Origin of the sequence: Comamonas thiooxydans (assembly GCF_000964545.1) — a bacterium.
Taxonomy (GTDB): domain Bacteria; phylum Pseudomonadota; class Gammaproteobacteria; order Burkholderiales; family Burkholderiaceae_C; genus Comamonas; species Comamonas thiooxydans.
On the sequence record NZ_BBVD01000013.1, the window covers coordinates 69,867 to 94,730 of the forward strand.

Sequence of the window (24,864 nt, forward strand, 5' to 3'; positions counted from 1 at the left end):
GGGTTATGCCATCGTCTTTTTGGACGACGACCGCGAAATCCGGAGGTCTGAGCATGTGCCTTCCGTTCATGGCTTTCAAGAGAAATATCGAGGAGACAAAATGACCCAGACGAATTCGTCCATCGGCATTCGCCAGTTGCTGGACATGCAAAAACAGGCCTTTATCGAAGAGGCTGCGGTCAGCGCCGATGTGCGCATGCAGCGCATTCAGCAAGTCATCGATATGCTGGTGGAGCACAAGGAGGAACTTTGCCAGGCCATGGGCGAAGACTTTGGTGGCCGCCCCGCCGTGTTCTCGCTGGCCAATGACATTCTTGGCTCGCTCTCCTCGCTCAAGCATGCACGCGATCACCTCAGGGACTGGCTGGGTGACTCCGAACGTCCCAGCGTCAAACCCTTTGACATGTTTGGCGCCACGGCCTGGGTCAAGTACCAGCCCAAGGGCGTGATCGGCATCATCGGCACCTGGAATGCACCTCTGTTCACCTTGCTGTCGCCGCTGGCCTGCGCGTTCGCGGCTGGCAACCGGGCCGTGCTCAAGCCCTCCGAAATTGCGCCGCGTACGGCCCAGGTGCTGGCCGAGGCCGTGGCCAGGCGCTTTGATCCCCAGGTGCTGGCCGTGGTGCAGGGAGGCCCCGAAGTGGCTGCGGCGTTTGCCGAGCAGCCCTGGAACCATATGGTCTTCACGGGCTCCACCAGCGTGGGCAAGCTCATCATGGCTGCTGCCGCCAGGAACCTGGTGCCCGTGACGCTGGAGCTGGGTGGCAAGTCTCCCGTGCTGGTGGGCGATTCCGCCGACATCGCCAATGCGGCCGAGCGCATCGCCGTAGGCAAGTCGCTCAACTCCGGCCAGCTTTGCGTGTCACCCGACGTGGTCTGGGTCCATGAATCCCGCCTGCAGGCGCTGGCCGATGGCATTGCTTCGCAATACCAGGCGCTGTATCCCTCGGTGACAGGCAACGCAGACATGACGCCCGTGATCAACGAGCGCCACCACGCACGCGTGAAAGCCTATGTCGATGATGCCAAGGCGCGCGGTCTGACCGTGCTGGAAGTCGGTGCCGCGCAAGCCGGCGCAGACCGCCGCCTGCCGCTGGCGCTGGTTATCAACCCGCCAGCCGAAGCCGAAATCTCCCAGCACGAGATCTTTGGCCCGGCCGTGGTGCTGCGCAGCTTCCAGAACATCCGCGACGCCGTGGCCGCGATCAATGCCGGTGAGCGCCCGCTGGCTCTGTACTACTTCGGCAGCGACGAGACGGAGCAGAACTGGGTGCTGGACAACACGCTGTCCGGCGGTGTCTCCATCAATGATGTGGTCATGCATCCGGCGCTGGAGGATGCGCCGTTTGGCGGCGTGGGTGCTTCGGGCATGGGCCACTATCATGGCCGCGAGGGTTTTCTGGAGTTCAGCCATGCCCGCTCCGTCTACAAGGCCGGCAACCACGACCCGCGTCGCGAGTGGGGCATGCTGCCGCCCTATAACGAGCAGTTCGCGCAGATGCTGCAGGCAGCAGTCACCCCCTGAGCCGTTGCGCGGCTTCCCCCTCTGTGCTTCGCGGAGGGGGACGACAGCCTCGCTGCGGGGCGGCGGGGCCGCTTTGGCCCTTGCTCGCTGTCCTTGATCTGGACTTTGCCTGATTCGCGGCTCTGCCCTGGTGCAGCGCTATCAATTTCAAGGGCTCAATGCTTGCGTGTTGACGCAAGCTGCAGGGGCAGGCCATGGGACTTGCCCATGGTCCGTTTGGCTGATGTCCTGAAAGCGTTTCGTACAGAGCATGGGCGGGTCTGAACGCAATCATAGGAAGAGACATGAACGAGATTTTTCGCCAGTTTTCGCTGGAGGGGAAGGTGGCCGTGGTGACCGGCGCGGGCAAGGGTATCGGTCGTGCATGCGCTGTCACGCTGGCCAAGGCCGGCGCCGATGTGGCGCTGTTTGCGCGCACCGAGGCGGATCTGAAGGCAGTCAAGGCCGAAATTGAAGCGCTGGGCCGCCGTGCCATTGCCGTGCAGGGCGATGTGAACAAGGAAGAAGATCTGGACAAGCTCATCGTCCGCACTGTGGAGGAGCTGGGCAAGATCAATGTGCTCATCAACAATGTGGGCGGTGGCGGCCCCAACGACCCGCGCAAGGTGGCGGGCAAGGCCGTGGGCGACATGCTGGCCTTCAATGTGGTGCCTGCATACACGCTGATCCAGAAGGCGGCCGCGGCCATGGAAGCTGCGGGCGGCGGAGCCGTGGTCAATATCTCGTCGACGGCGGCACGCTACTCGCAAAAGTACTTCAGCGCCTATGGTGCGGCCAAGGCCGCTCTCAACCAGATGACACGCTGCCTGGCGCAGGACTTTGGTCCCAGGGTGCGTATCAACGCCATCGAGCCCGGCACCATCATGACCGATGCACTGGCGCCGTTTCTCACGCCGGATCGCAAGGAGCGCATGGAAAAGACCACACCCATGGCACGCATGGGCCAGCCCGAAGACATCGCCAGTGCCGCGCTGTTTCTGGCCAGCCCCGCATCGAGCTGGGTGACCGGTAAAGTGCTGGGGGTGGACGGAGGTGTGGAAGCGCCCAACTTCTGAGTCTGATGGCATCGCTCAGGCGGGAGCGGCCGCCTTGCACAGAAAAAGGGGAGCTTGGGCTCCCTTTTTCTTTGCCCTGTTGACGATGTCGCTTGAGCCGGTCCGTAGCAGGAATCGAGCCGCTGCGTTCCCGGTCAAGCGCAATTGCAAGGTCTGCAAGCTGCTGCCACGGATGGCGTGGCTGCTGTGCGGTGGTGGTCCGATGTGTCTTCAGCATGCCATCGCCCGAGCCGCTTGTCAGCTGTCTGATGGCCGACCTTGGTCATGCCCTGGAGCGGATTTGCTCCTGCATCAGGTCCACGAAGGCCTTGACCTTTGCCGGTCGGAATCGTGCGGTCGGGAACACGGCATGAACGCCCCCCGATGGCAGAGACCAACTGGGCAGCACCTGTATCAGCGCGCCGCTTTTCAAATCATCGGCCACGGCAAAGTCGGGCAGTACCGACAAGCCCGCTCCATGACGCACGGCTTCGCGCACGGCCAGTGTCGCATCGAGCGAGATCACAGGGTGCACTGTCACGCTCTGGCGCTCCAGCTCGCTGCGCGAGAAGCTCCAGTTGCAGGGTTCACGCAAGGCCGTGTTCGCGACAAAGGGAAGCTCGCTGATGTGCTGTGGCTGTTTGAGCTGCGTCACTTGCCGGCGCAATGAGGGAGCGGCGACCAGCAATTGCCTGAAGCTCCCGATCTGACGGGCCTGCACATTCAAGTGGGAAAGCCAGCCGACGCGGATTGCCAGCTCGACCTGCCCCGACATCAGATCAAGCGGCTGGTCGCTGAACACGGCGTCCACCTTGCATTGGGGGTAGTGCCGCGTGAACTCGGTGATGGCTGGCACCACTGCCGTGATGCCATAGTCCAGCGGGGCGGTCAGACGCAAGGTTCCCGAAGGCTCGGCCGCAACTTCCCCCAGCTCGTCGAAAGCATCGCCCGCTTCCTTGAGGATGGATGCGCAGCGTTGATAAAAGATCCGGCCTGCATCGGTGGGAACGACCTTGCGGGTGGTGCGGGTCAGAAGCGTCGTGTGGAATTCGCGCTCCAGCCTTGCGACCTGCTGGCTGACCACGGCCTTGGTGATGCCCAGCCGGTCCGCGGCCGCCGTGAAACTGCCGGTTTCCACCACGGCCGCGAAGTAGGCCAGGCGCTTGAGATTGGCAAGCCTGCCGGCGACGGATTCTTCTGAATTGTTTGCTATTGACATACAGTTTATCTATTCGATCAGGCTTTTTCTGTCAATGCTTTGTTCCTACGATCACGGTATTGAAGCAACGGAGCCCTCGGTGACCAAGACCCTGCATTACGTATTCGATCCCCTGTGCGGCTGGTGCTACGGTGCCGCCGCAGCGGTGGCGGCCTTGGGCAAAGTGCCTGAGGTCGAACTGCGCCTGCTGCCCAGCGGCCTTTTCGCAGGCGCGGGTGCACGTCTCATGGACGATGGCTTTGCCGCCTATGCCTGGAGCAACGATCAGCGCATCGAGCGCCTGACGGGGCAGCGCTTTAGCGAGCGCTACCGCAGCCATGTGCTGTCGGATCGTCAGCAACTGTTCGACAGCGGCCCGGCCACCCTGGCGCTGAGCGCTGTCAGTCTGTGCACCCCAGAGCGTGAGCTTGACGCCCTTGAGTCCATTCAGCATGCCCGCTACGTCAATGGCGAGGACATCACGCAACCGGACACATTGATGGCCGTTCTGCAGGCCCTGGGGCTGGAGCAGGCTGCTGCAAGCCTGCGCCGGTCCGATGGTGAACTGCTGGCTGCCAATCGAGCCCGCATCGAGAGTGCAAAGGCGCTGCAGAGCCAGCTTGGTGCGCGTGGCGTTCCAAGCTTCATTCTGGAAACCAATGGCCAGCGCCAATTGCTGAACTCCAGTGCCGCTTACTCCAACCCGCAGGCCTTTGCCGAGCAGCTCAGCGCGGCCTGAGCCTTTCGCGTCTGACCCCCGCCATTTTTGAAATTCACTGAAGGACCATCATGATGAATCGCCGAGACTTTGTTCAAACCGCTGCCGCTGTCGGCATTGCCACAGGCCTGGCTGGTTGCGCCGCAGCTGTGAGCGGCCATTCCAGGCTGCAATGGAAGCACTTTCCCGCAGGCGACAAAGGCTTCTTCCGTGCGCCCGTGCTGCTCTCGGGCGATAGGGAGGCCATTCTCATCGACGGCGGCTTTTCCCTGCCCGATGGACGCGCCGTGGCCGAAGCCATCAAGGCATCGGGCAAGCAGCTGACCACCATCTACGTCAGCCAGAGCGACCCGGACTATTACTTCAGCCTGGGCTCGATCAAGGCCGCCTTCCCCGATGCCAGGGTGCTGGCCGCCTCCGACACCATTGCCGCCATCCGTGCCAATGTGCAAAAGAAGATAGCTACCTGGGCGCCCCAGCTCAAGGAGAACGGTCCGCAGAAGCTCGCCGACATCGTCTTTCCTGAAGCCTATGACGGCCCTGCACTGATGCTGGAAGGCAACACCATCGAAATCGTCAAGGCACAAGGACTGGAGAACCGCCGCTACCTGTGGGTCCCCTCGCTGAATGCAGTCTTCGGTGGCGTGCTGATCTTCTCCGGGTTGCATGTGTGGACGGCCGATACCCCGACGGCTGCCTCTCGCGCGGCCTGGGTAAAGAACCTGGAAGCCATCGCCGCCCGCAATCCGGCCGTGGTCGTGCCGGGCCACCTGGGCGCCCATGAAGCGCTGGATGTTTCGGCCGTGAACTACACCCGCGAGTACCTGCTGGCCTTCGAACAGGAGCTGGCCAGGGCGGCCAATGGCGACGCGCTGATCGCAGCCATGAACAAGCGCTACCCTGACGCCGGCCTGGCCGCCGCGCTGCAGATCGGCGCAAAGGTGGCCATGGGTGAGATGAAGTGGGGCTGAAGCCCGGGATGCACACCATGACCACCAATCTGGATATCATCCGCGCGACCTACGAAGGTTCGTCCGAAGAGAACGGCAGGAATCTGCTGGCAGCACTGGCGCCCGATGCCCAATGGACCGAGGCCGCCGGTTTCCCCTATGCAGGAACCTACGTCGGCCCGCAGCAGATCGTCGCGGGCGTGTTCCAGCGGCTGGCGACGGAGTGGGACGGCTACAGCGCCAAGGTCCACACCTACCTGGCCGATGGCGACCGTGTGGCAGCTTTCGGCGTCTATTCGGGAACCTACCGCAAGACGGGCAAGGCGATGATGGCGGGCTTCGCTCACCTGTACCGGCTCAAGGAGGGCAGGATCACGAGCATGGAGCAGTATGTGGACAGCCACCTGGTGCAGCAGGCGCTGCTGGCCTGAGCGCGACGGAGTCCTGTCATGAGCGAAGTCAATGCGCAGCTGCAAGCCATTCTGTCGCTGATGCGAGCCGGGCAATGGAATGCCGCGCACGATGCCGTGCAGCGACATGAAGGCCTGCTCGCGGCCTGGCTGCACGGACTGCTGCATCTGCAGGAAGGCGATCTGGAGGACGCCGAGAACTGGTATGAGCGGGCAGGCCTGCGCTTCAGGCAGCGCGGCACGCTGCAGCAGGAGCTGGCCCGGTTCGAAGCGGCGCTGCGCGCTCGGTCCGGCGCGTGAACCCGAGGCCGGCCGTCCGAGAGCCGGCTTTTTGGCGGCAGAGCTGGAAGCCTCATCCCAGTGCCTGTCGGGCGAGATGCGCAACGGCCAGTTGCCTGTTGGCCCTGGTGCGCTCTCCGTCTTCCAGGAACCAGGCTGCCGACAAAGCGGCGTGAGCCATAACCCATTTGAGTAAACGCCAACGTTCCAGCCCCGTGACATTGATGACTACTGCAAGCTGCCGCGCAAAGCGCCCCGGGTCGGTGCAAGTCTCCAGGTCGGGGTTGCACAGCACGCTAACGTAGTCGTAGTACCGCTCACCTGTGACGCGCTTTGGATCTATCGCCAGCCATCCACGTCTGTCGAAATCGAGTATGTTGCCATGGTGCGCGTCGCCATGCAGGACGACAGGCTCGCGCTGCTCATGCAGCAGCTCAGCTGCCACCGTTGCGCATTCGGCCATCAAGCCGCCTTCCTGCTGCGCCATCAACGCGAGTGACCTAAAAAAATCCGTCAGCGGCAGCAGTTCTTCGGGTGGTGCCGAGGACCTCTTTGAATGCAGTTGCTCGATGGTGCGGCAGATACAGCTTGTCGCTGCATCATCTTCGCCTTCTCTAGCCATGTGCAGCAAATGCCTGGAGCCGGTTGCGCGCTCCATCAGCAGCGCTCCTGAATCTTGGTCGCAAGCATAGACTCGCGCTGCTCCATTGCCGTCCCACCATTGAAGCACTCTGCCTCCGATGCGCTCGTCAAGGTTTCGCGTGATCTTGATCATCGCAGGAAGATCTGCCCAGTTCCTTGCAAGGATGACTGGCAGAAGGTCACTTGTATGAGTTGTGAAGGGGTCACCAGCCGCCTTCGCACTCCAGCGGTGGAGATGGATATCAAACAGGTCAAGGTTGGGCATCTGGCTGATTTTCGAGCTAACTCATGCAATCCGAAGATGTGGTGCGATATCCAATGTCCGCTGACGGCTGTGGTTTCAACGGGTCAATGCAGCTCCTTGACCGGGGCTCCGCAGTGTCGGGCATGCCTGGGAAGGTCGGCTGGGTGGTGTGCTCAATTTCTCCGGCATTACTTTCTTCCGGTGCTCAAGCCAGCTTCCACAAGCAGCCAAGGCCATGCTACGGACATTGGTCGCCCTGAAAGGGCCCCCCGACTTCTGAGCAAGGGTCTTGTCCGGAGGTTCAGTCCTCGCTCTCACGCGGGTAGCCTGCGTCTGCCCAGCGCTGTGCAGAAGCACGGGTGAGACTATGGTCCGGCCGGACTCGTACCTTGGCCAATTCGCTGCCGTCCGCCGCGGTGGCAGTGAGAGTCGCCGTGGGATTGTCCTCATCGGGCTCAATATCGAGAGCCACCGTCACGCGCAATCCGCGAACTTCAATCTGTATGGCTTTGTGCAGCAGCGCTGCCTGGTGTTGCTCATGGCGACGTATCACCTCGCTGGCAGTCTTTACCAGCGTGTTGAAGGCCGACACGTCAAGAGGCTTGGGATTCTTCTTGTCGCGCCCCATGGTCCATGGGCCGACCAGAGCAGGTTCCGCCTGGCCGTCCTGAGTCATTGACACCGCCCAGCCATCGTCGTCTTCATTCTTGATGACGCGGGCTTCCCAGCCCTTGTGGTGCCAAAGGCGGTCTTCGAAGATGGAGACGTCTTCTGGTTCGAGTTCTGCTGGCATTTCTGGACTTTTTCTGGAGCTATCAAGTCCAAAGTCTACTGTTTCTTTATACAGCTCGTGAGGCTGGGTCTATCTCAAGCTTGGGCGTTGTGGGCCATGCATGCCCTGACCAGGTCGATGCAGAGGCCGGCATTGGGCAAGAGCGTCCTGGTTGAAAGCAGCGGCTGCACTCGAGCATCGATTCAACCCAAAGCCACCATCAATTGACGAGCCTCATTCGTCCATCTGGAGTGAGAGACTAAAGTTCATGGCTATACACGATGAAACCGCTATGTTTGGCTAACTTGTCGTAGAGCGCTCGGCCGGCTTCATTGGTTGCTTGTGTTTGCCAATAGACGCGATTTGAGCCAGCCAGCATTGCTTGCTTATAGACCTTGCTGATCAGGGCCTTGCCAACTCCAAGCTGACGCCTTTTCGGGGCCGTGAAAAGATCCTGCAGATAGCAGACCGGACCAAGTCTCGTAGTACTACGGTGAAATATGTAATGCGCTAGACCAACCACTTCTCCTGCATCTTCAGCGACCAGCGCAAATACAGGTTCGATGGGATTGAAGAATCGCTCCCAGGTTTTTTGGGTAATTTCCTTCGCCAGTCCGGTTGCTCCGGACCTTCCATAGAAAGCGTTATAGCCATCCCAGAGTGAAAGCCAGGCTTCAAAGTCATGTGGTTGGACTTCTCTTACTACGACAGTTGTTGCAGCGTCACTTTTAGACATGGGAAAGACTTTTCATAGTGCGAGCCGTGAGTAAATTGAACGGTCTGCACCGAAGTGTAAGGTCTGCTCGTGGCCGGTAGGCCACCGTCCCGGCACGACCCAGGGCGGACATGCAGGCACACATCAGAGTGCATCAATTCTCTGGGGCTGATGACCCTGGGCAACGATTCGCAGCCATGGCCAACGCGCTTGGTAAGACTCGGCCTTCTGTTGGAAAAGCTCACGATGCGGGGTCAATGGATTGAGTGCCAAAACTCCGTCATAGATCAGATCCAGGCTGTTCGGTGCATAGAGGCCGCCTGGGCGAAGACCCACGCAGGTAGCAGGGATCAGGAATCGGTCTATTCCCTCGCAAGAGCTTCGCAGTGCCTCATATGGGCGACCGAAATATGACTCATACCACAAGTGAACCCGAGCTTGGTTCGTGACTTCAATCCTGATGCCCAGGTCGCGTAAGACGCGATCGGCATGTGCTTGTACTTTCTGCTCCGCACCGTCAGTGGTGCTCGATGGATCAAAGTAGAAGAGATCGTAGTCTTTGATGGAATCCTCTGGATTCCGCTGCGCCTGCAAATTCCACACTGTCTGAAATAAGCAGCCTGCAACAAGCCAGCCATCTGGAAGATTCAAATCATCCCAGCGTTCAAGAATCGTACGATTGTTGATATTTTGGAGGACATCCGCAACGAAGCGCTCAGGCGTAGGCATCGGGACAGTCAATCCTTGGTGGAGCAAAAGTGAGAGGCAGGTTCGAGCCTATTTTGCTTCAGTTGCGAAAACCCGCTTCCGGCCAGATGAAGCCCCTCGCTCCGGCTGGCCGCATGGTGGCAATCGGCAAAGGGCCAGGTGCTGCCGAAATACTGTGATGCCAATGGAAAACCGCCTGCGTGCATGGAGCACGCAGGCGGTTTCAGCTATCAAGGAGTATCTTCAGACTTCGCGTCCGGCCTGATGGCCTGAATGCATGGCGCCCTCGATATAGCCCAGGTCCTGGCAGTCGCCGATGCGGCGCACGGGAGTCCGGGTAAGGGATTGCAGCTGGTCGGCAACGGCGGAGTCAGCCTCGGCTCCAATGGCCAGCACCACGGAGTCGGCTGGCGTGCGGTATTCCTCGCCTTTTTTGTCCGTCCAGACGACTTCCTTGCGATCGATGCGCGTGACGTTGGACTGCATCAGCAGCTTGCCGTGCTTCTTCACGGCGTCGTACACGCGCCAGCGGCGCACGATGGCCAGCTCGGTACCGGGATGGGTGCCGGGGTCCAGCACGGTGACTTCGCGGCCGCGATCGAGCAGGAACTCGGCCAGTTCCAGGCCGACCAGGCCTGCGCCGATGATGACCACGCGCTTGCCCAGGGGCATCCACAGCTTGGACAGGTTCTGGATCGCTGCCGTGCTGTCCGTCACCTTGAACATGCCGCCGGCCTTGAACAGAGCGCGCTCGGCCAGATTCAGCTTGGCCTTGGCAATTTCTTCGGCGCGATCGCCCGTCATCAGACGGCGCAGTTCGTCGCCGCTCCAGACATGGCTTTGCTGCGCGCCTTCGATGGCGGGCGCGGCACGCCTGGCGCCGGTGCCCACCAGAATTTCGTCAGGCTGCAGCTCGGCCAGCAGCCCGGCGTCGACCGTGGTGTTCAAGCGCAGCTGGATGTTCGGGTGGTCCATCTGCCGCACCAGATAGTCGAGCAGGCGGCCGTTCTCGGGATAGGCCAGTGCGGCAAAGAACAGCGTGCCGCCCAGGCGGTCGCTGCGCTCGACCAGCGTCACGCGATGGCCGCGCAGGGCGGCGACGCGGGCGGCCTCCATGCCCGAAGGGCCGCCACCGACGATCAGTACATGCTTGGGCTTTTCGGCAAAGGTGATGGTCCTGCTCGCCTCGTGGCCGGTCTGTGCGTTGACCGCGCACTTGATGCCCTTGTTGATGAAAATCTCGCTTACGCAGGCATAGCAATAAATGCAGGGGCGCACGCTCTGGGCGGCGTTGGCTTGCAGTTTGTTGGCCAGGTCGGGGTCGGCCAGCAGCTTGCGGCCCATGGCCACAAAGTCAATCTCGCCATTGCTGATGGCGGCGGCGGCGGCATCCAGCTCCCAGCGGCCGGCCGAGATGATGGGAATGCCGACAGCCTTTTTGATGCCGGTGGCAAATTCGCGATAGGCATTCTGCTTTTGCGGAATCGGTGCATCGGTGAAGGCCGTGCCTGTGGGCAGGCGCGCATAGGCCGAGACATTGATGGCATCCACGCCCAGCTCTTCGCAGAGCTTGGCGGTCTTGAGCGCCTCGTCCATGGTGATGCCGCCGGGCGTGTGCATTTCCTCGGCGTCGATACGCACCCAGATGGGGAAGTCGGCGCCCACGCGCTCGCGCACGGCAGTCAGCACTTCGCGCAGCAGGCGGCTGCGGTTTTCATAGCTGCCACCGTATTCGTCGGTACGGCTGTTGAAAAAGGGGGAGAGGAAGTTGGCGATCATGTAGTTGTGCGCGCAGTGCACTTCCACAGCATCGAAGTTGGCCTGCTTGGCGCGCAGGGCGGCCGCAGCAAACCATTCCACCATCTGTGCAATATCGGCCTTGTCCATCACGCGGTAGCGGTCGGGGTAGGGGCCAACTCCCACAAAGGTCGAGAACTCCTTGGGCGTGACGGTGCGCATGGCTTCGGCCACAGGGCCGTCGGGCGGAATCGAGGACACCCACATCTCGCGTCCGTGGGTGCGGTCATTGGCCGCGACCTTGCCGCTGTGATTGATCTGGATGGCGACTTTGCCGCCGTGCGAGTGAACGCGGCGCGTGACTTCGGCCAGACCGGGGATGAAGCTGTCGTTGGAGATACCCAGTTGGTGCGGCTCGCTGGTGCCGGTGGGCCAGGAGATGGCGGCCGTGCCCATGATGATGAGGCCGGTGCCGCCCTTGGCACGCTCTTCGTAATAGTCCTGGGCGCGCTCGCCGCAGATACCGTCGGTGCCGCCGTAGTTCTCGCCCATGGGGGCCATGATGATGCGGTTCTTCAGCTCCATGGTGCCGATACGGCCCGGCTCCAGCATTGATGCGTGGGGATTGCTCATTTTGTTTCGCTGTCTCCTATAGTTTTCGGCCGAGTTCGGCCCCTTCTTCGATGGCGCGCGCTGCATCAATTTTGTGGGCATTGCGCGCGCCCCCAATCACTGTGTGCGCAATGTTTTGTGCTTGAAGTCTTGATGACCAGGGGTCATGTGATTCCTGGCCGGCGCAGACCACGATGTTGTCCACGCTCAGGCAGCGCTGCTCGCCGCGTATGCGCAGGTGCAGGCCGTTGTCGTCGATGTGGATGTACTCCACATCGTTGAACATGCGTGCGCTTTTGTTCTTGAGCCGGGCGCGGCGAATCCAGCCCGTGGTGGTTGGCAAGGTGCTGCCCATGGCCGCCTTGCTGCGCTGAAGCAGCCAGATCTGACGCGGCGAACCGGCTTTCTCGCTGGCCTTGATGCCGCCGCGCTGCTCGCGCTTTGGATCAATGCCCCATTCGCGGTCAAAGGCGGCCACGCTGCCGTCGTCGGCCTTGTGATGGGCCAGCAATTCGGCCATGTCAAAGCCCAGCGGCCCCGCGCCCACGATGGCCACGCGTTCGCCGACAAAGCGGGGGCTGCGCAAGGCCTCGATATAGTCCACCACCTTGGAGCTGTTCTCCCCCTCGATGCCGCTGCGCCGCGGTGTCACTCCCGTGGCAACGACCACGTGATCAAAGACGCTCAGGGTGTTGATGTCCGGTGTGGTGTTGAGCCGCAGTTCTATGCCCAGGCGCTGGATCTCATGCTCGAAGTAGCGCAGCGTCTCGCCCAGCTCCTGCTTGCCGGGCACCTTCTGCGCCAGAAAGAACTGGCCGCCGATGCGGATGCCGGGCTCGAACAGCGTCACCTTGTGGCCTCGGTCGGCCGCCTCGCGCGCGCAGGCCAGTCCTGCGGGTCCAGCACCGAGCACGGCGATCTTGCGCGGAACTGCGGCTTTTTCCTGCGGCCATTCCCATTCGCGGCAGGCTCTGGGGTTGACCAGGCAGCTGACCTGCTGGCGCGTGAAGATGCGATCCAGACAGGACTGATTGCAGGCAATGCAGGTGTTGATGGCGCTGCTCTGGCCCGCCTGCGCCTTGCGCACAAAGGCCGGGTCGGCCAGAAAGGGGCGAGCCATGGCCACCATGTCGGCATGACCCTGGGCAATCAGGTCATCGGCCACTTCGGGGGTATTGATGCGGTTGCTGGCCGCCACGGGAACACTGACTGCCTGCTTGAGTTGCTCGGCAGCCCAGCTGAATGCAGCGCGTGGCACCATCATGGCGATGGTGGGAATGCGCGCCTCATGCCAGCCCACGCTGGTGTTGAACAGGTTCACGCCAGCGGCTTCCAGCTGGCGGGCCAGGTCCAGCACTTCCTTCCAGTGGCTGCCATGCTCGACCAGGTCCATCAGAGACAGGCGAAAGCTGATGACGAAGTTCTCGGGCACAGCCGCGCGTATGCCTTGCACGATGCGCAGCGCAAAGCGGCTGCGGCCGGCGGCATCGCCGCCCCATTCGTCGGTGCGGAAGTTGGTCAGCGGCGCCAGAAACTGGTTGATCAGATAGCCCTCGCCGCCCATGACTTCCACGCCGTCATAGCCGGCTTCGCGGGCCAGGCAGGCGCAGCGCACATAGTCGGCAATGATCTGCTCGATCTGGGCCGCGCTGAGTTCGCGCGAGCTGCGGTTGCTGAGCCTGGAGAGCACGCTGCTGGGCGAGACGCCGCCGCTGCCGTGGTCGTAGCGGCCCACATGCAGTACCTGCATGAGGATATGGCAGCCCTCGGCATGCACCGCATCGGTGATGAGGCGGTGCCGCGCCGCCTGCTCTGGCGTGCACAGTGTCGAGAACTCGGAATGCTCGGGCATTCCCAGTGCGTACTCGTTGACGCCGAAGCCCCCTGTGACGATGAGCTGCAGCCCTTCCCGTGCACGTTCGGTGTAGAAGACCGCCAGCTTTTCAAAACCCTGCGCCTGATCCTCCAGCCCGGTATGCATGGAGCCCATCAGAACCCGGTTCTTCAGGGTGATATGGCCGATGGTGATGGGCTGGAAGAGATGGGGGTACATGGCTGGATTTCCTCACGCGCAGATGTTGCGCCAGTGTAGGAAGGGCCACGGTAAATTTTCCCTAGGGGAATTACATCGTCCGTTTGCATGTAGTCTGGCTGTTCATGATGGGCTTAGATGTGCGCCATCACCACCCAGACAAAAGGAAACAAGACATGTCCATCATCGTGATGAGCGGCTGCGCCACCGGCATTGGTGCCGCTACGCGCAAGGTCCTGGAAGCGGCCGGCCACCAGATCGTAGGCATCGATATACGCGATGCGGAAGTGATTGCCGATCTCTCGACGGCCGAAGGTCGAAAGCAGGCGATTGCCGATGTACTGGCGAAGTGCAGCAAGGGCATGGACGGCCTGGTGCTGTGCGCCGGCCTGGGGCCGCAGACCAAGGTGATCGGCAATGTGGTTTCGGTCAATTATTTTGGCGCGACCGAGCTGATGGATGCTTTTCTGCCGTTGCTGAAGCAGGGCCGGCAGCCCGCAGCCGTCGTCATCTCGTCCGTGGCTTCCGCGCATCTGGCTTTTGACAAGAACCCACTGGCACCGGCACTGGAGGCCGGCGAGGAAGCCAAGGCCCGCGCCATTGTCGAACAAGCGGGAGAGCAGGGCGGCAATCTGGCCTATGCGGGCAGCAAGAATGCCTTGACGGTGGCTGTGCGCAAACGCACCGCCGCCTGGGGCGAGGCCGGCGTGCGCCTGAACACCATCGCCCCCGGCGCGACCGAGACTCCCTTGCTGCAGGCGGGTCTGCAGGATCCGCGCTATGGCGAATCCATTGCCAAGTTCGTGCCTCCCATAGGCCGCCGAGCCGAGCCGTCCGAGATGGCGTCGGTCATCGCCTTTTTGATGAGCCCGGCCGCAAGCTATGTGCATGGCGCGCAGATCGTCATTGATGGCGGCATTGATGCGGTGATGCGTCCGACACAGTTCTGACATCCCCCGAGGCAGGCCCTGCGTCTTCCTCCTCTCTCTGTGGTAGGGAGAATATGGCCTCGCCGCAAGGCGGCTTTTTTGCTTGCCGTCCCATGTTTGGGCATTGCCGGTTTTCAACGGCGCTTGCTAAAAGGATGATTTGAGATGAATACCCCAGAACATATGACCGCGGTTGTGCAGCACTATGTGGCTGCGCTGAACGCCGGCGATCTGGACGGCATCGTCGCGCTGTTTGCCGATGACGCCACGGTGGAAGACCCGGTGGGCTCCGAGCCGAGGTGCGGCACGGCTGCGATTCGTGCGTTTTACGCCAACTCGCTCAAGCTGCCGCTAGCGGTGGAGCTGACGCAGGAGGTGCGCGCGGTTGCCGACGAGGCGGCCTTCGCTTTCACCGTTAGTTTCGAGTATCAGGGCCGCAAGACCGTGATTGCGCCCATCGATCACTTTCGCTTCAATGGCGCTGGCAAGGTGGTGAGCATGCGCGCCTTGTTTGGCGAGAAGAATATTCACGCCGCCGTCTGATGAGAGTCAGGCGTTTGACTGCTTCTGATATGGAAGCTGTCTTCGCCTGATTTGAAAGGATTACAAGACTCTTTGAATCTGAAATCCATTGATATACAGCGGGAGATGCTATTGATTTTGTTGTTCAAGGCGGTGCAGTGAATGCCCCCAGCCTGAGCCGGCTTACAGATGGAAGTGCCCGGCTGCCTCGGGCTGGTAGAGCACTTTCTCGATCCGGATATGGCAGGTGCGATCGAGAATCCGCCAGTCGATGCGGTCTCCTTCCCGACAGCCCAGAATGGCCGTGCCCACGCCCGAGAAAACCGAGAGCCTTCCTGCACTGTCATCGGCATCCTCGGGATAGACCAGGGCCACTTCGACGGCCACCTCATCGAGGCGCAGCAAGGCTTTGGAGTTCATCGTGACCACATTGCGCTGCACCTGCCGGGCATCGACGATGGCGGCACGCTCGATTTCATGCTCCAGATCGACCGCTTGCGACTCCCATTCCAGGGCGAGCAGATCTCTGAGGCGTGACTGATCCACGGCGGTGATGCAAATGCCGCCCGCCGCTCCCGGCAGCCCGGCGCGCAAGCGCTGGAGGTAGCGCTGCGCCGTCATCGCATAGGACTTGAGTGCGGGCGTTTCACTCTCCAGCACAAAGCCGTTGTGCGCAAAGGCCTTGAGCGAGCGCGTGTTGTCGGCATGGATTCTCGCAATCAGTCTTTCGGCGCGCATGTCGAAAAAGGCCAGCTTCATGCCCTCGTGCAAGGCGCTGGCACCGAGCTTGCGCCCCCAGTTGTCGCGCTTGCCTATGACCAGCACGATTTCGCAGTCCGGTCCATTGCGGATCAGACGCACGAAGCCCACGGGCAGGTCGTCGCGGTCGTAGGCCATGAAGAAGCGGCCGCCCTGATTGAAGAGATGGGTGAGTATGGGCAGCTGAACCCGGTCGATGAGCTGCTCTATGTGACGCGAGACATGACGCGAATCGCTGAGGTGGCGCACGACGTCTTCGTCGCTCAGCCAGTCCATCAGATTCAGTGCATTGGCCCGCGTGATTTCCGGGCACAGGGATATGAAAGGCTTGCTCATCTTCAACACCGTCGGTTGCAAGAATGAAAGCCTTTCATGGCCACGGCGCGGGCCATGACGGTTCTTTCGACACAGGCGCCGATTCTAGGCAAGCGGATTCTGCTGCGCAGGCGCAGCGCTGATCTCGCATCTCTTTGCTCGGTCTATGGCGAGCCTGTGGTGTGGCGTGCGGCGCTTGCCCCGGAGCCGGAGAAGCCATGGCGCCGGCGCTGCAACACAGCAGCAGCCGGCGGCTGCGATGCTCTGTATTCAGAAGCTGCTTGCGCCTGACTGCATTCGAATTTCGAATGTTTTGTGGTTATGGTCAATAAAAGACAGGCGCAATATGCTCTTATTTAGATAGCATTTGAAGCGCTGGATGTTGCGATCCGTGCCGGGGCGACGCGCGTAGTCCAGCCAGGCCGGCCATTCAGGGATTGGCGTATTTGAGATGGATGATCGGGTAGGCGCGGCCTTGTCCGTCATGCAGGGAGCGGCCCGTGCGCCTGAAGCCCAGGCGTTCGTAAAAGCCCACTGCCTGAGCGTTGTGCTCGTTCACATCGGTGCTCATCTCGGGATGCAGTGCCAGGCCGTGGCGCACCAGCGCCGCACCGAGGCCCCGGTGCCTGAAGTCGGGGTCCACAAACAGTGCCTCCATATGGCCCTGGTCCATGAGCATGAATGCCAGGGGATAGTCCTGCTCGTCGACGGCGAACCACAGCGGGGCGTCTGGCAGAAAGCTGCACACCATCTCATCAATCTCGGAGCGATCCTGCGGACTCAGAAAGTCATGTGTGGCATCAACGGCATGGCGCCAGATCTCGATCGCTCGTGCCCCTTCGTCGGGGCGGGAAGCTCGAATGGAAGTCATCGCCGGATTATGCGTACGAACACGCTTGTCCCGTGGTCAGGCATCAAGAGCGGTCCATGCCTGTCAGATGGGGCTCCAGCACCTCGGTGATCCAGTTCAGGAACGCGGTGACCCGCGGTGCAATATGTCTGCGATGCGGGTAGAGCAGGGACACTGGCATGGGCGCGGCCTTGAAGTCGGGCATGACCTCGACCAGCAGGCCCTGATCCAGCAGATGGCGCGCACCCCGGACGGGTGCCTGAATCAGGCCCAGACCGGCAAGGCAGGCTGCCTGGTAGGCATCCGTGCCGTTGACCACCAGGGCGCAGCGCATGGACTGCAGCGCGATTTCCTTGCCGTGCTGATACTCCCAGCCCGCGCCATGCCGCCCGAGCTGGTTCGCATAGTGAATGATGCGGTGGCATGACAGATCGGCCAGTGTTGCGGGCGTGCCGTGGCGCTCCAGATAGGCGGGACTGGCCAGATTGCACATCTCCATTGCACCGATGGTGCGGGCGATCAGGTCGGTATCTGCCAGCGGGCCGATGCGCACCACACAGTCAAAGCCTTCCTGCACCACATCCACGCGGCGGTCGCTGGTGCTGATGCCTACTTCCAGCAAAGGGTGGGCCGAGAGGAATTCGGGCAGTTTCGGAATGACGACATCCCGGGCCAGAGAATTGGGCATATCGATGCGCAGATTGCCTCGCAGCCCGCTGGCGGCAGGCTGGAACATGGCTTGCAGCTGTTCCAGGTCGGCCATGAGTTCCTTGCTGCGCTCAAGGAACTGCTCGCCATCGGCGCTCAGCCGCACATGTCTGGTGGTGCGTTGCAGCAGACGGGTTCCCAGCTGCTTTTCCAGCTGCTGCACCACGGTAGACACACGGCTTTTGGTCAGCCCGAGCTGCTCTGCGGCCTGGGTGAAGCTGGAGAGTTCGGCAACGCGGGTGAACACATGAAGCGCATTGAAATCCATGGCTTTATTGTATTTTCAAAGTGAACAGTGCGATCTTTTTTCTCGTGTTTATTCATGAATTGAGAACACCTAAAGTCCTGGCTTGTTGACATCCTCCATGAGACCGACATGCAAGCATCTGCACCCCGTATCGCATTGATCACCGGCGCAAGCCGTGGCCTGGGCCGTAGCGAAGCCCTCAAGCTGGCCGAGCTCGGCGTTCATCTGATCATCACTTACAAGGACAGCGAAAGCGATGCGCAGGAGCTGTTATCCCGCATCGAGGCACAGGGCAGTCGCGCCGTGGCGCTGCGCCTGGACGTTGGTGAAAGCAAGAGCTTTGCCGCATTTGCGGACAGCGTCAGGCGCGTGCTGGCCGATACCTGGCAGCGCGAACAGTTGGACTATCTGGTGAACAATGCCGGTATCGGCCTGGTGGCGCCGTTTGCCGAAACCACGGAAGAGCAGTTTGATCTGCTCGTCGATATTCACCTCAAGGGCACGTTCTTTCTGACGCAGAAACTGCTACCCCTGATCCGGGACGGCGGACGCATCATCAATACCTCGTCCGGGCTGGCACGCTTCAGTCTCCCCGGCTACGCCGCCTATGCGGTGATGAAGGGCGGCATTGAGGTGATGACGCGCTACCTGGCCAAGGAGCTTGGCGCACGCGGCATCGCCGTGAACACCATTGCACCCGGCGCCATAGAGACGGATTTCGGTGGCGGCGTGGTGCGCGACAATGCACAGCTCAACGCCCATATCAGCGGCCTGACCGCCATGGGCCGGGCGGGGCGCCCCGACGATGTGGGCGCCGCGGTTGCCGCATTGCTTGCCGATGGCAACAACTGGGTCACGGGCCAGCGCATTGAAGTGTCTGGTGGCATGATGCTCTGAGCGTACGCCGGGCAACTCCATTCGGAACGCGGCCTTGCCCGGCAGCGCCAGGGCGGTCAAGGCATATGGGATGCATGCAGACACGCAGCGGCAGATATTCGATGCCTGCGGACCAGGTGTTGGGGATAGAGGATTTGGAGACTGAGTCGTGCCCGAGAACTATCTGGGAAGCTGTTTATGTGCAAGAGTCGGCTATCGGCTGCTGTCGCCGCCCAGGGCCGTGACCCACTGCCATTGCGGGCAGTGCCGCAAAAGCCATGGCTCCGCGTTCGCGAGCTATGGCGCCGTACCGCGCAAGGATTTGTGCATAGTCTCCGGGCAGAGTGATATCAAATCCTATGCATCGTCGGCTTCCGTGCACAGGCAGTTTTGCCAGCACTGCGGCTCATCCCTGTTCTGGTCCAGACAGGCCGGTGACTGGGTCGACTGGATATGTATCGCACTGGGAACGCTGGACTCGCCTTTTTCGGCTCTCAAGCAAAAGCATGCGCATCTGGAGTCGCAGCCTTTGTGGTCAAGCTTTGCCGGTGGCTGCATGCGCAATGACTGAGGGCCGCCTTAGCCCCTCGGGTTGCTGCACAGGCCTCGTGCAAGGCGATGTTGCGGCCCTGGTTTGATGTGCTCACTCCCCCTTGAACACCGGCTGGCGTTTCTCGATGAACGCATTCATGCCCTCCTTCTGGTCGCGGGTCGCAAACAGGATCTGGTTGGCCTTGCGCTCCAGCATCAGGGCGGCATCGAGCGATGCGTCCATGCCTGCAATCACCACTTCCTTGATCTGCTCCACGGCCAGTGGCGGCATATTGGCAATCAGTTTTGCCATTTTCAGCGCCTCAGGGATTACCTGATCGTCTGCACAGACTAGGCTGACCAGACCCATGGCATAGGCTTCGTCGGCGCTGACGGGTTTGCCGGTCAGCAGAATGCGCATGGCCTGGAACTTGCCCACGGCGCGCACCAGCCGCTGGGTGCCGCCGATACCGGGCATGATGCCGATGCGAATCTCGGGCTGTGCAAAGCTGGCCCCTTGCCCGGCAATGATGATGTCGCAATGCATGGCCAGCTCGGCCCCGCCGCCAAAGGCATAGCCGCAGACCGCTGCAATGATGGGTTTGGGGCACTTCTCAATGGGGGCCCAGACGCGCTCGGTGTGGCGCTTCATGATCTCTATGGGGCCGCAGGAGTCCATGCTCTTGATGTCGCCGCCTGCCGCAAACACCTTGTCGCCGCCGGTCAGAACGATGCAGCGCACGCTGGCGTCTGCGCTCAGTTCGGCGAAGGTCCTGGACAGCGCAGCCTGCAGAGAAAGACTCAGCGCGTTCGTTGCCTCGGGGCGGTTGAGCTGAACGATTGCCACGCCATGGTCCTGATGCCGAACCAGTAGCTCTCGCTGCGCGGTGTCCATGTTTTCAATAGCGGAAAGCGATGCCGACATAGGAATTCCCAAGGAGTTGAACAGGGACGATGGTCGTTTTCAAGGGGTGGAGCAACATCGTCCTTTTGGACGTATCTGCTGCTGGTGCCGAAACCTAAATTGGCAGGCATGGATACGAACAAAAGCTTTCAAGACAAGGTGGTGCTGGTCACTGGCGGCACCAAGGGCATCGGCAAGGGCATTGCCCAGGCGTTTCTCGCGGCAGGTGCCACGGTAGTGGTGTGCGGCCGTCAGCAACCTGAAGCGTTGCCAAGCATCAATGGCAGTAGCGCGGACTTCGTTGCATGCGATGTGCGCGAGGCCCAGGCCGTCAAGGACATGGTCGATGAGGTGCAGCGCCGCCATGGCCGTCTGGACGTTCTCGTCAACAACGCCGGTGGCGCCCCCCATGTGGATGCCGCTACGGTGTCTCCGCGCTTTCATGAAAGCGTGCTGCGTCTGAATCTGTTCTCGACCTTGCACGCCTCCCAGGCCGCCAATGCCGTGATGCAGCAGCAGGATGGCGGTGGCGTGATTGTCTGCATCGGCAGCATCAGCGCGCTGCGTCCTTCCCCCGGTACGGCAGCCTATGGAGCGGCCAAGGCTGCAGTGCTGAGCCTGGTCAGTTCTCTGGCCGTGGAGTGGGCGCCCAAGGTGCGTGTGGTGGCGGTCAGCCCCGGCCTGGTGCGCACCGAACAGTCGCACCTGCATTTCGGGGATGAGGCGGGAATTGCCTCTGTCGCCGGGACCATTCCTGCGGGTCGTCTGGCCGAGCCGCAGGACATTGCCAATGCCTGTCTGTATGTGGCTTCCGAAAACGCCTCTTACATGAGCGGCACCAATCTGCTGCTGCATGGCGGTGGTGAGCGCCCCGCATTTCTGAGCGCATCGAACTCGGAATCCGTGCAACAAAAACACTGAATTTCAAAGGAGACAATCTTGACCGATCAAGACTGGATGGCAGAGGTCCGCGCATACGTGGGCAAGCAATACGGGCGTGTCTATGCCTGGGACAAGGTCAACAGCCCCATGATTCGTCAGTGGAGCGAGCTGATGGGGGTGGCCGTAAAGACCAACAAGGATGGCAAGACCATTGCCCCTCCCGCGATGCTGCAGGTCTGGTGCATGGAAGGGCCGGTGCAGAACAACTACCCGCCAGGCTCCACGACAGAGAATCCTTATGAAGTTCTGAAGCTGATCGAAGCGCACGACTTTCCTTCCACCGTGGCGGTGAATTCCGAGCTGAGCTTCGAGCGCGATGTGCTCGAAGGTGAAGACCTGTACTACACGACACGCCTGGAAGCCATCAGCGAAGAGAAGACCACGGCCCTGGGCACGGGTTACTTTGTCACGCAGATCATGGAGTACTTCTCGATCAAGGCAGCGAATGGCGAAGACGAGAAGGTCGGCCAGTTGATGTTCCGCGTCTTCAAGTTCCGTCCCGCCAATGTGCAAAAGGCCGATCCTGCGCAGGCTGCCGCCCCGAAGATCAAGCGACCCGCCCCAGGCGTGAGCGATGACAACCGCTTCTTCTGGGAAGGCCTGAAGGAAGGCAAGCTCCTGATTCAGCGCTGCAAGAGCTGCGGCGATCTGCACCATCCACCGGGTCCCGTCTGCCCCAAGTGCCATTCGTTTGACTGGGACACGGTGGAGGCCAGCGGCAAGGGCACGGTGTACTCGTTCGTGGTCATGCACTACCCCGAAGTACCGCCTTTCGACCACCCCAATCCCATCGGTCTGGTGGAGTTGCAGGAGGGCGTGCGTCTGATTGCCCAACTGGTCGGCGTCAAGCCCGGCGAGGTGCAGATCGGTCAGAAGGTGCAGGTTGAGTTCAACACCTTCGACGGTGATCTGACTCTGGCCCAGTTCCGTCCCGTGGGCTGATGCGAGGAGACCGTCATGGACTTTCAACTCAGTGAAGACCAACGTGCATTCGCAGACATGGCGCAAAGCCTGTTTGCAGACTATTGCACCGACGACAAGCTGCGCGAGCACGATGCCTCAGGTCAGCCTTTCATGCAGGATCTGTGGCAGCAGTGCGTGGCTGCGGGCCTGCACAGCATCCTGGTGCCGGAAGCTGCCGGCGGCCTGGGTCTGGGAATGAGCGAGATGCTGGCCGTGCTGGAGCAGCAAGGCCGTGCGCTGGCGCAGGTTCCGCTGTGGCAGCAGCAGGTCGCTGCGACCGCGATTGCCAGGTTTGCCGAGGGACAGGACGCAGTCGTTCAGTCCGCCATGCAGGGCGAGTTGCTGGCTCTGTCGCTGCAGGCTGCAGTGGCTACACGCGGGCCGGCGCTTGAGCTGCAGGGTGAGCGACTCAAAGGCCAGCTGCAAGCCGTGCCGCTGGGCGAGCAGGCCCGGGTGGCTCTGGTGGCGGCGGCGGCGGGCGATGAGATCAAGCTGGTGCTGGTGAGCCTGCAGGCGGATGGCGTCAGCCGCGTGGCCGGCATGCGCGAAGACTACTGTGCGGTGGCCGACATCAGCTTTCGCAACACGCCGGTGCTGGCCGTGCTGGGCGGCCGTGCGCTGGACTGGGTCAACGAAATGGCAATCGCCTGCCTGGCCAGCCTGCAGCAGGGCGTGACACAGGAGCAGTTGCGCCGCACCGTGGAGTATGTGAGCGAGCGCAAGCAGTTCGACCGTCCCATCGGTACTTTCCAGCTGGTGCAGGGCCAGATGGCCGACGGCTACATCCTCATGCAGGCGCAGCGCAGCGCACTGAGCCAGCTGGTCTGGCGTCTGGATGCCGGCCTGCCTTGCACGCCGCAGGCCCACGCGGTGCGCGCCCAGTCCAACGAGCTGGGCCTGAAGGTAGGCCGCGTTGCGCAGCATGTGCATGGCGGCATGGGCGTGGATGTGACCTATCACATTCACCGCTTCATGTTCTGGTGTCGTGCACTGGCTGCCGAGCTCGGCAGTGCCGAGCAGCACCTGCAAGCGCTGGGCCAGTGGCTCGCAGACAACGACACGCTCGGCTGGAAGTACGACCTGCCCGAAGACCGCTAAGGAGACAACAACATGGCAAATCAATCTATTCGCTTCGAGTCGGTGAACGTGGGCGACGAACTGCAGCCCGTCAGCGTGCCCATCACCGTGCCGCTGATTGCCGGCGGCGCCATCGCCACGCGTGACTATTTCCCCGGACATCATGACCGCGATGCCGCACGCGAGCTGGGTTCACCCCATATCTTCATGAACATCCTGACCACCAACGGTCTGGTACAGAGCTTTGTCGAGAGCTGGGCTGGCGACGATGCGCGTCTCATGGATCTGAAGATTCGCCTGGGCGCGCCCAACTATCCCGGCGACACCATGAAGTTCACGGGCTCCGTGACCGAGAAGAACGAGGCCACGCGCAGCGTTCAGATCACGCTCAAGGGCAGCAATTCCATGGGCTCTCACGTCAGCGGCACTGTGCAAGTGGCCCTGGCCTAAGAACAACAAGCGGAGACATTCCTGTGAACGATATGAATATTTCCGGTCGCGCCGCCATTGTGGGTCTGGGTGCAACAGAATTTTCCAAGAACTCGGGCCGTACCGAGCTGCGTCTGGCCATGGAGGCCACGCTGGCTGCGCTGAGCGATGCCGGCATCGACCCCAAGGAAGTGGACGGCTTTTCCTCGTACTCCGTGGACAAGGTCCCCGAGTATGAAATCGCCCGTCTGCTCGGGGCTCGCAATGTGAGCTTTTTCTCGCAGGTTCCGCATGGCGGTGGCGCGGCCTGCGGCCCCGTGCTGCATGCGGCCATGGCCGTGGCCACGGGCATTGCCAAGACCGTCGTGGTCTACCGCGCCATGAATGAGCGCAGCTGGTACCGCTTTGGCACCGGAAGCTATGGTTTTGGTAGCACACCATTCTTTGACAATGTGAACTATGGCTGGTACATGCCCCACGGCTTTCATACGCCGGCATCCTGGGTGGGCATGTTTGCCCGCCGCTATATGCATGCCTTCGGTGCGACCAGCGAGGACTTCGGCCGCGTGGCCGTGGCCGTGCGCGACTTTGCAGCCACCAATCCCAACGCATTCTTCTACGGCAAGCCCATCACACTGGAGGAGCACCAGGCCAGCCGCTGGATCTGCGAGCCGCTGCACCTGCTGGACTGCTGTCAGGAGTCCGACGGGGCCGTGGCCATGGTCATCACATCGAGCGACCGTGCCCGTGAGATGAAGGCCAAGCCGGTCTACATCAAGGCGGCTGCCCAGGGTATCTCTGACGGTCAGCAGTCCATGACCTCGTTTTACCGCGAGGACATCACCGGCCTGCCTGAAATGGGGCATGTCGCCAGCCAGCTGTGGCAGCAAAGCCGCCTGACTCCCAAGGATGTGCAAAGCGCAGTGCTGTACGACCATTTTTCGCCCTTTGTGCTGCCTCAGCTCGAGGAGTTCGGTTTCGTCAAGCGCGGCGAGGCCAAGGATTTCATTCGCGCCGGCGAGCATGCACGCGGCGGCTCCATGCCCATCAACACCCATGGCGGCCAGCTGGGCGAAGCCTATATCCATGGCATGAACGGCATTGCCGAAGCCGTGCGCCAGATCCGTGGCAGCTCCGTCAATCAGGTCAAGGACGTGCACAACATGGTGGTGACCGCCGGTACAGGCGTGCCCACCAGCGGCCTGATTCTGGGCGACGAGGCCTGATTGCAAGGGA

The 24,864-nt window shown here is 61.6% G+C and carries 25 protein-coding genes and 1 pseudogene; 15 read left to right on the forward strand and 11 right to left on the reverse strand.

Annotated features, from left to right (window positions below; translation table 11 throughout):
• Positions 1 to 100 precede the first annotated feature (100 nt).
• Together Cth01_RS19145 and Cth01_RS19150 are read left to right on the forward strand one after the other, a co-directional pair.
• Positions 101 to 1,525 (forward strand): coniferyl aldehyde dehydrogenase, encoded by a 1,425-nt coding sequence (locus Cth01_RS19145; protein WP_034396793.1) that lies wholly within the window; start codon positions 101 to 103, stop codon positions 1,523 to 1,525.
• 284 nt (positions 1,526 to 1,809) lie between these two features.
• Positions 1,810 to 2,580, forward strand: coding sequence for a glucose 1-dehydrogenase (locus Cth01_RS19150; RefSeq protein ID WP_034360265.1), 771 nt, complete (start codon positions 1,810 to 1,812; stop codon positions 2,578 to 2,580).
• Between the two features lie 262 nt (positions 2,581 to 2,842).
• Here Cth01_RS19150 and Cth01_RS19155 read toward each other — a convergent pair whose 3' ends face one another.
• Positions 2,843 to 3,778, reverse strand: a complete 936-nt coding sequence (locus Cth01_RS19155) for a LysR family transcriptional regulator (RefSeq protein ID WP_034360268.1) — start codon at positions 3,776 to 3,778, stop codon at positions 2,843 to 2,845.
• Positions 3,779 to 3,857: 79 nt separating this feature from the next.
• Here Cth01_RS19155 and Cth01_RS19160 point away from each other — a divergent pair, with 79 nt between their 5' ends.
• Genes Cth01_RS19160 through Cth01_RS19175 form a run of 4 tightly spaced genes read left to right on the forward strand, consistent with a single transcriptional unit; the run spans position 3,858 to position 6,135 of the window.
• Positions 3,858 to 4,496 carry a DsbA family protein gene (locus tag Cth01_RS19160; protein ID WP_034360271.1) on the forward strand — a complete coding sequence of 213 codons (639 nt, stop codon included), beginning with the start codon at positions 3,858 to 3,860 and terminating at the stop codon, positions 4,494 to 4,496.
• A gap of 50 nt (positions 4,497 to 4,546) precedes the next feature.
• Positions 4,547 to 5,446, forward strand: coding sequence for a twin-arginine translocation signal domain-containing protein (locus tag Cth01_RS19165; protein WP_034360274.1), 900 nt, complete (start codon positions 4,547 to 4,549; stop codon positions 5,444 to 5,446).
• Positions 5,447 to 5,463: 17 nt separating this feature from the next.
• Positions 5,464 to 5,856 (forward strand): nuclear transport factor 2 family protein, encoded by a 393-nt coding sequence (locus tag Cth01_RS19170; protein ID WP_034360523.1) that lies wholly within the window; start codon positions 5,464 to 5,466, stop codon positions 5,854 to 5,856.
• An 18-nt stretch (positions 5,857 to 5,874) separates the two neighbouring features.
• A complete protein-coding gene (locus Cth01_RS19175) occupies positions 5,875 to 6,135 on the forward strand; it encodes a hypothetical protein (RefSeq protein ID WP_034360276.1) in 261 nt (86 codons plus the stop codon).
• A gap of 52 nt (positions 6,136 to 6,187) precedes the next feature.
• Here Cth01_RS19175 and Cth01_RS19180 read toward each other — a convergent pair whose 3' ends face one another.
• The 6 genes from Cth01_RS19180 to Cth01_RS19205 form a co-directional block, all read right to left on the reverse strand.
• Positions 6,188 to 7,021 carry an aminoglycoside phosphotransferase family protein gene (locus Cth01_RS19180; RefSeq protein WP_034360279.1) on the reverse strand — a complete coding sequence of 278 codons (834 nt, stop codon included), beginning with the start codon at positions 7,019 to 7,021 and terminating at the stop codon, positions 6,188 to 6,190.
• Positions 7,022 to 7,301: 280 nt separating this feature from the next.
• On the reverse strand, positions 7,302 to 7,793 hold the full coding sequence (locus tag Cth01_RS19185) for a hypothetical protein (protein WP_034378479.1): 492 nt from the start codon (positions 7,791 to 7,793) through the stop codon (positions 7,302 to 7,304).
• A 238-nt stretch (positions 7,794 to 8,031) separates the two neighbouring features.
• Positions 8,032 to 8,508 carry a GNAT family N-acetyltransferase gene (locus tag Cth01_RS19190; RefSeq protein ID WP_034396803.1) on the reverse strand — a complete coding sequence of 159 codons (477 nt, stop codon included), beginning with the start codon at positions 8,506 to 8,508 and terminating at the stop codon, positions 8,032 to 8,034.
• A 123-nt stretch (positions 8,509 to 8,631) separates the two neighbouring features.
• Positions 8,632 to 9,216, reverse strand: a complete 585-nt coding sequence (locus Cth01_RS19195; RefSeq protein WP_034410474.1) for a nucleotidyltransferase family protein — start codon at positions 9,214 to 9,216, stop codon at positions 8,632 to 8,634.
• Positions 9,217 to 9,438: 222 nt separating this feature from the next.
• Positions 9,439 to 11,565, reverse strand: coding sequence for an NAD(P)/FAD-dependent oxidoreductase (locus Cth01_RS19200; RefSeq protein ID WP_045840105.1), 2,127 nt, complete (start codon positions 11,563 to 11,565; stop codon positions 9,439 to 9,441).
• A gap of 16 nt (positions 11,566 to 11,581) precedes the next feature.
• The gene (locus tag Cth01_RS19205) at positions 11,582 to 13,597 is read right to left on the reverse strand and encodes an NADPH-dependent 2,4-dienoyl-CoA reductase (RefSeq protein ID WP_045840106.1); all 2,016 of its coding nucleotides are present in this window, start codon (positions 13,595 to 13,597) and stop codon (positions 11,582 to 11,584) included.
• Positions 13,598 to 13,752: 155 nt separating this feature from the next.
• Here Cth01_RS19205 and Cth01_RS19210 point away from each other — a divergent pair, with 155 nt between their 5' ends.
• Together Cth01_RS19210 and Cth01_RS19215 are read left to right on the forward strand one after the other, a co-directional pair.
• Complete coding sequence (locus Cth01_RS19210) at positions 13,753 to 14,526, forward strand: 3-alpha-hydroxysteroid 3-dehydrogenase (RefSeq protein WP_045840107.1); 774 nt, start codon at positions 13,753 to 13,755, stop codon at positions 14,524 to 14,526.
• Positions 14,527 to 14,670: 144 nt separating this feature from the next.
• The gene (locus Cth01_RS19215) at positions 14,671 to 15,048 is read left to right on the forward strand and encodes a steroid Delta-isomerase (RefSeq protein ID WP_045840108.1); all 378 of its coding nucleotides are present in this window, start codon (positions 14,671 to 14,673) and stop codon (positions 15,046 to 15,048) included.
• Between the two features lie 162 nt (positions 15,049 to 15,210).
• Here the strand turns inward: Cth01_RS19215 and Cth01_RS19220 are convergent, their stop codons facing one another.
• From Cth01_RS19220 to Cth01_RS19230, 3 genes are all read right to left on the reverse strand, one after another.
• Positions 15,211 to 16,122, reverse strand: a complete 912-nt coding sequence (locus tag Cth01_RS19220) for a bifunctional GNAT family N-acetyltransferase/nucleoside diphosphate kinase regulator (RefSeq protein ID WP_045840109.1) — start codon at positions 16,120 to 16,122, stop codon at positions 15,211 to 15,213.
• Between the two features lie 409 nt (positions 16,123 to 16,531).
• Positions 16,532 to 16,972 (reverse strand): acetyltransferase, encoded by a 441-nt coding sequence (locus Cth01_RS19225; protein WP_045840110.1) that lies wholly within the window; start codon positions 16,970 to 16,972, stop codon positions 16,532 to 16,534.
• A 43-nt stretch (positions 16,973 to 17,015) separates the two neighbouring features.
• A complete protein-coding gene (locus Cth01_RS19230) occupies positions 17,016 to 17,927 on the reverse strand; it encodes a LysR family transcriptional regulator (RefSeq protein WP_045840111.1) in 912 nt (303 codons plus the stop codon).
• 108 nt (positions 17,928 to 18,035) lie between these two features.
• Here Cth01_RS19230 and Cth01_RS19235 point away from each other — a divergent pair, with 108 nt between their 5' ends.
• The gene (locus Cth01_RS19235; protein ID WP_045840112.1) at positions 18,036 to 18,803 is read left to right on the forward strand and encodes an SDR family NAD(P)-dependent oxidoreductase; all 768 of its coding nucleotides are present in this window, start codon (positions 18,036 to 18,038) and stop codon (positions 18,801 to 18,803) included.
• A 220-nt stretch (positions 18,804 to 19,023) separates the two neighbouring features.
• A pseudogene (locus Cth01_RS24555) lies at positions 19,024 to 19,215 on the forward strand (GFA family protein); the annotation flags it as partial.
• Between the two features lie 210 nt (positions 19,216 to 19,425).
• Here the strand turns inward: Cth01_RS24555 and Cth01_RS19245 are convergent.
• A complete protein-coding gene (locus Cth01_RS19245; protein WP_012837522.1) occupies positions 19,426 to 20,238 on the reverse strand; it encodes an enoyl-CoA hydratase in 813 nt (270 codons plus the stop codon).
• A 108-nt stretch (positions 20,239 to 20,346) separates the two neighbouring features.
• On the opposite strand from Cth01_RS19245, the gene Cth01_RS19250 reads away from it, so the two are divergent.
• Genes Cth01_RS19250 through Cth01_RS19270 form a run of 5 tightly spaced genes read left to right on the forward strand, consistent with a single transcriptional unit; the run spans position 20,347 to position 24,854 of the window.
• A complete protein-coding gene (locus Cth01_RS19250) occupies positions 20,347 to 21,138 on the forward strand; it encodes an SDR family oxidoreductase (RefSeq protein ID WP_034360305.1) in 792 nt (263 codons plus the stop codon).
• Positions 21,139 to 21,156: 18 nt separating this feature from the next.
• Positions 21,157 to 22,101 carry a Zn-ribbon domain-containing OB-fold protein gene (locus tag Cth01_RS19255; RefSeq protein ID WP_045840114.1) on the forward strand — a complete coding sequence of 315 codons (945 nt, stop codon included), beginning with the start codon at positions 21,157 to 21,159 and terminating at the stop codon, positions 22,099 to 22,101.
• 15 nt (positions 22,102 to 22,116) lie between these two features.
• Positions 22,117 to 23,220, forward strand: coding sequence for an acyl-CoA dehydrogenase family protein (locus tag Cth01_RS19260; RefSeq protein ID WP_045840115.1), 1,104 nt, complete (start codon positions 22,117 to 22,119; stop codon positions 23,218 to 23,220).
• 12 nt (positions 23,221 to 23,232) lie between these two features.
• A complete protein-coding gene (locus Cth01_RS19265) occupies positions 23,233 to 23,649 on the forward strand; it encodes a MaoC family dehydratase (protein WP_003078281.1) in 417 nt (138 codons plus the stop codon).
• Between the two features lie 32 nt (positions 23,650 to 23,681).
• A complete protein-coding gene (locus Cth01_RS19270; protein WP_034410426.1) occupies positions 23,682 to 24,854 on the forward strand; it encodes a lipid-transfer protein in 1,173 nt (390 codons plus the stop codon).
• The last annotated feature ends 10 nt before the right edge of the window (positions 24,855 to 24,864 follow it).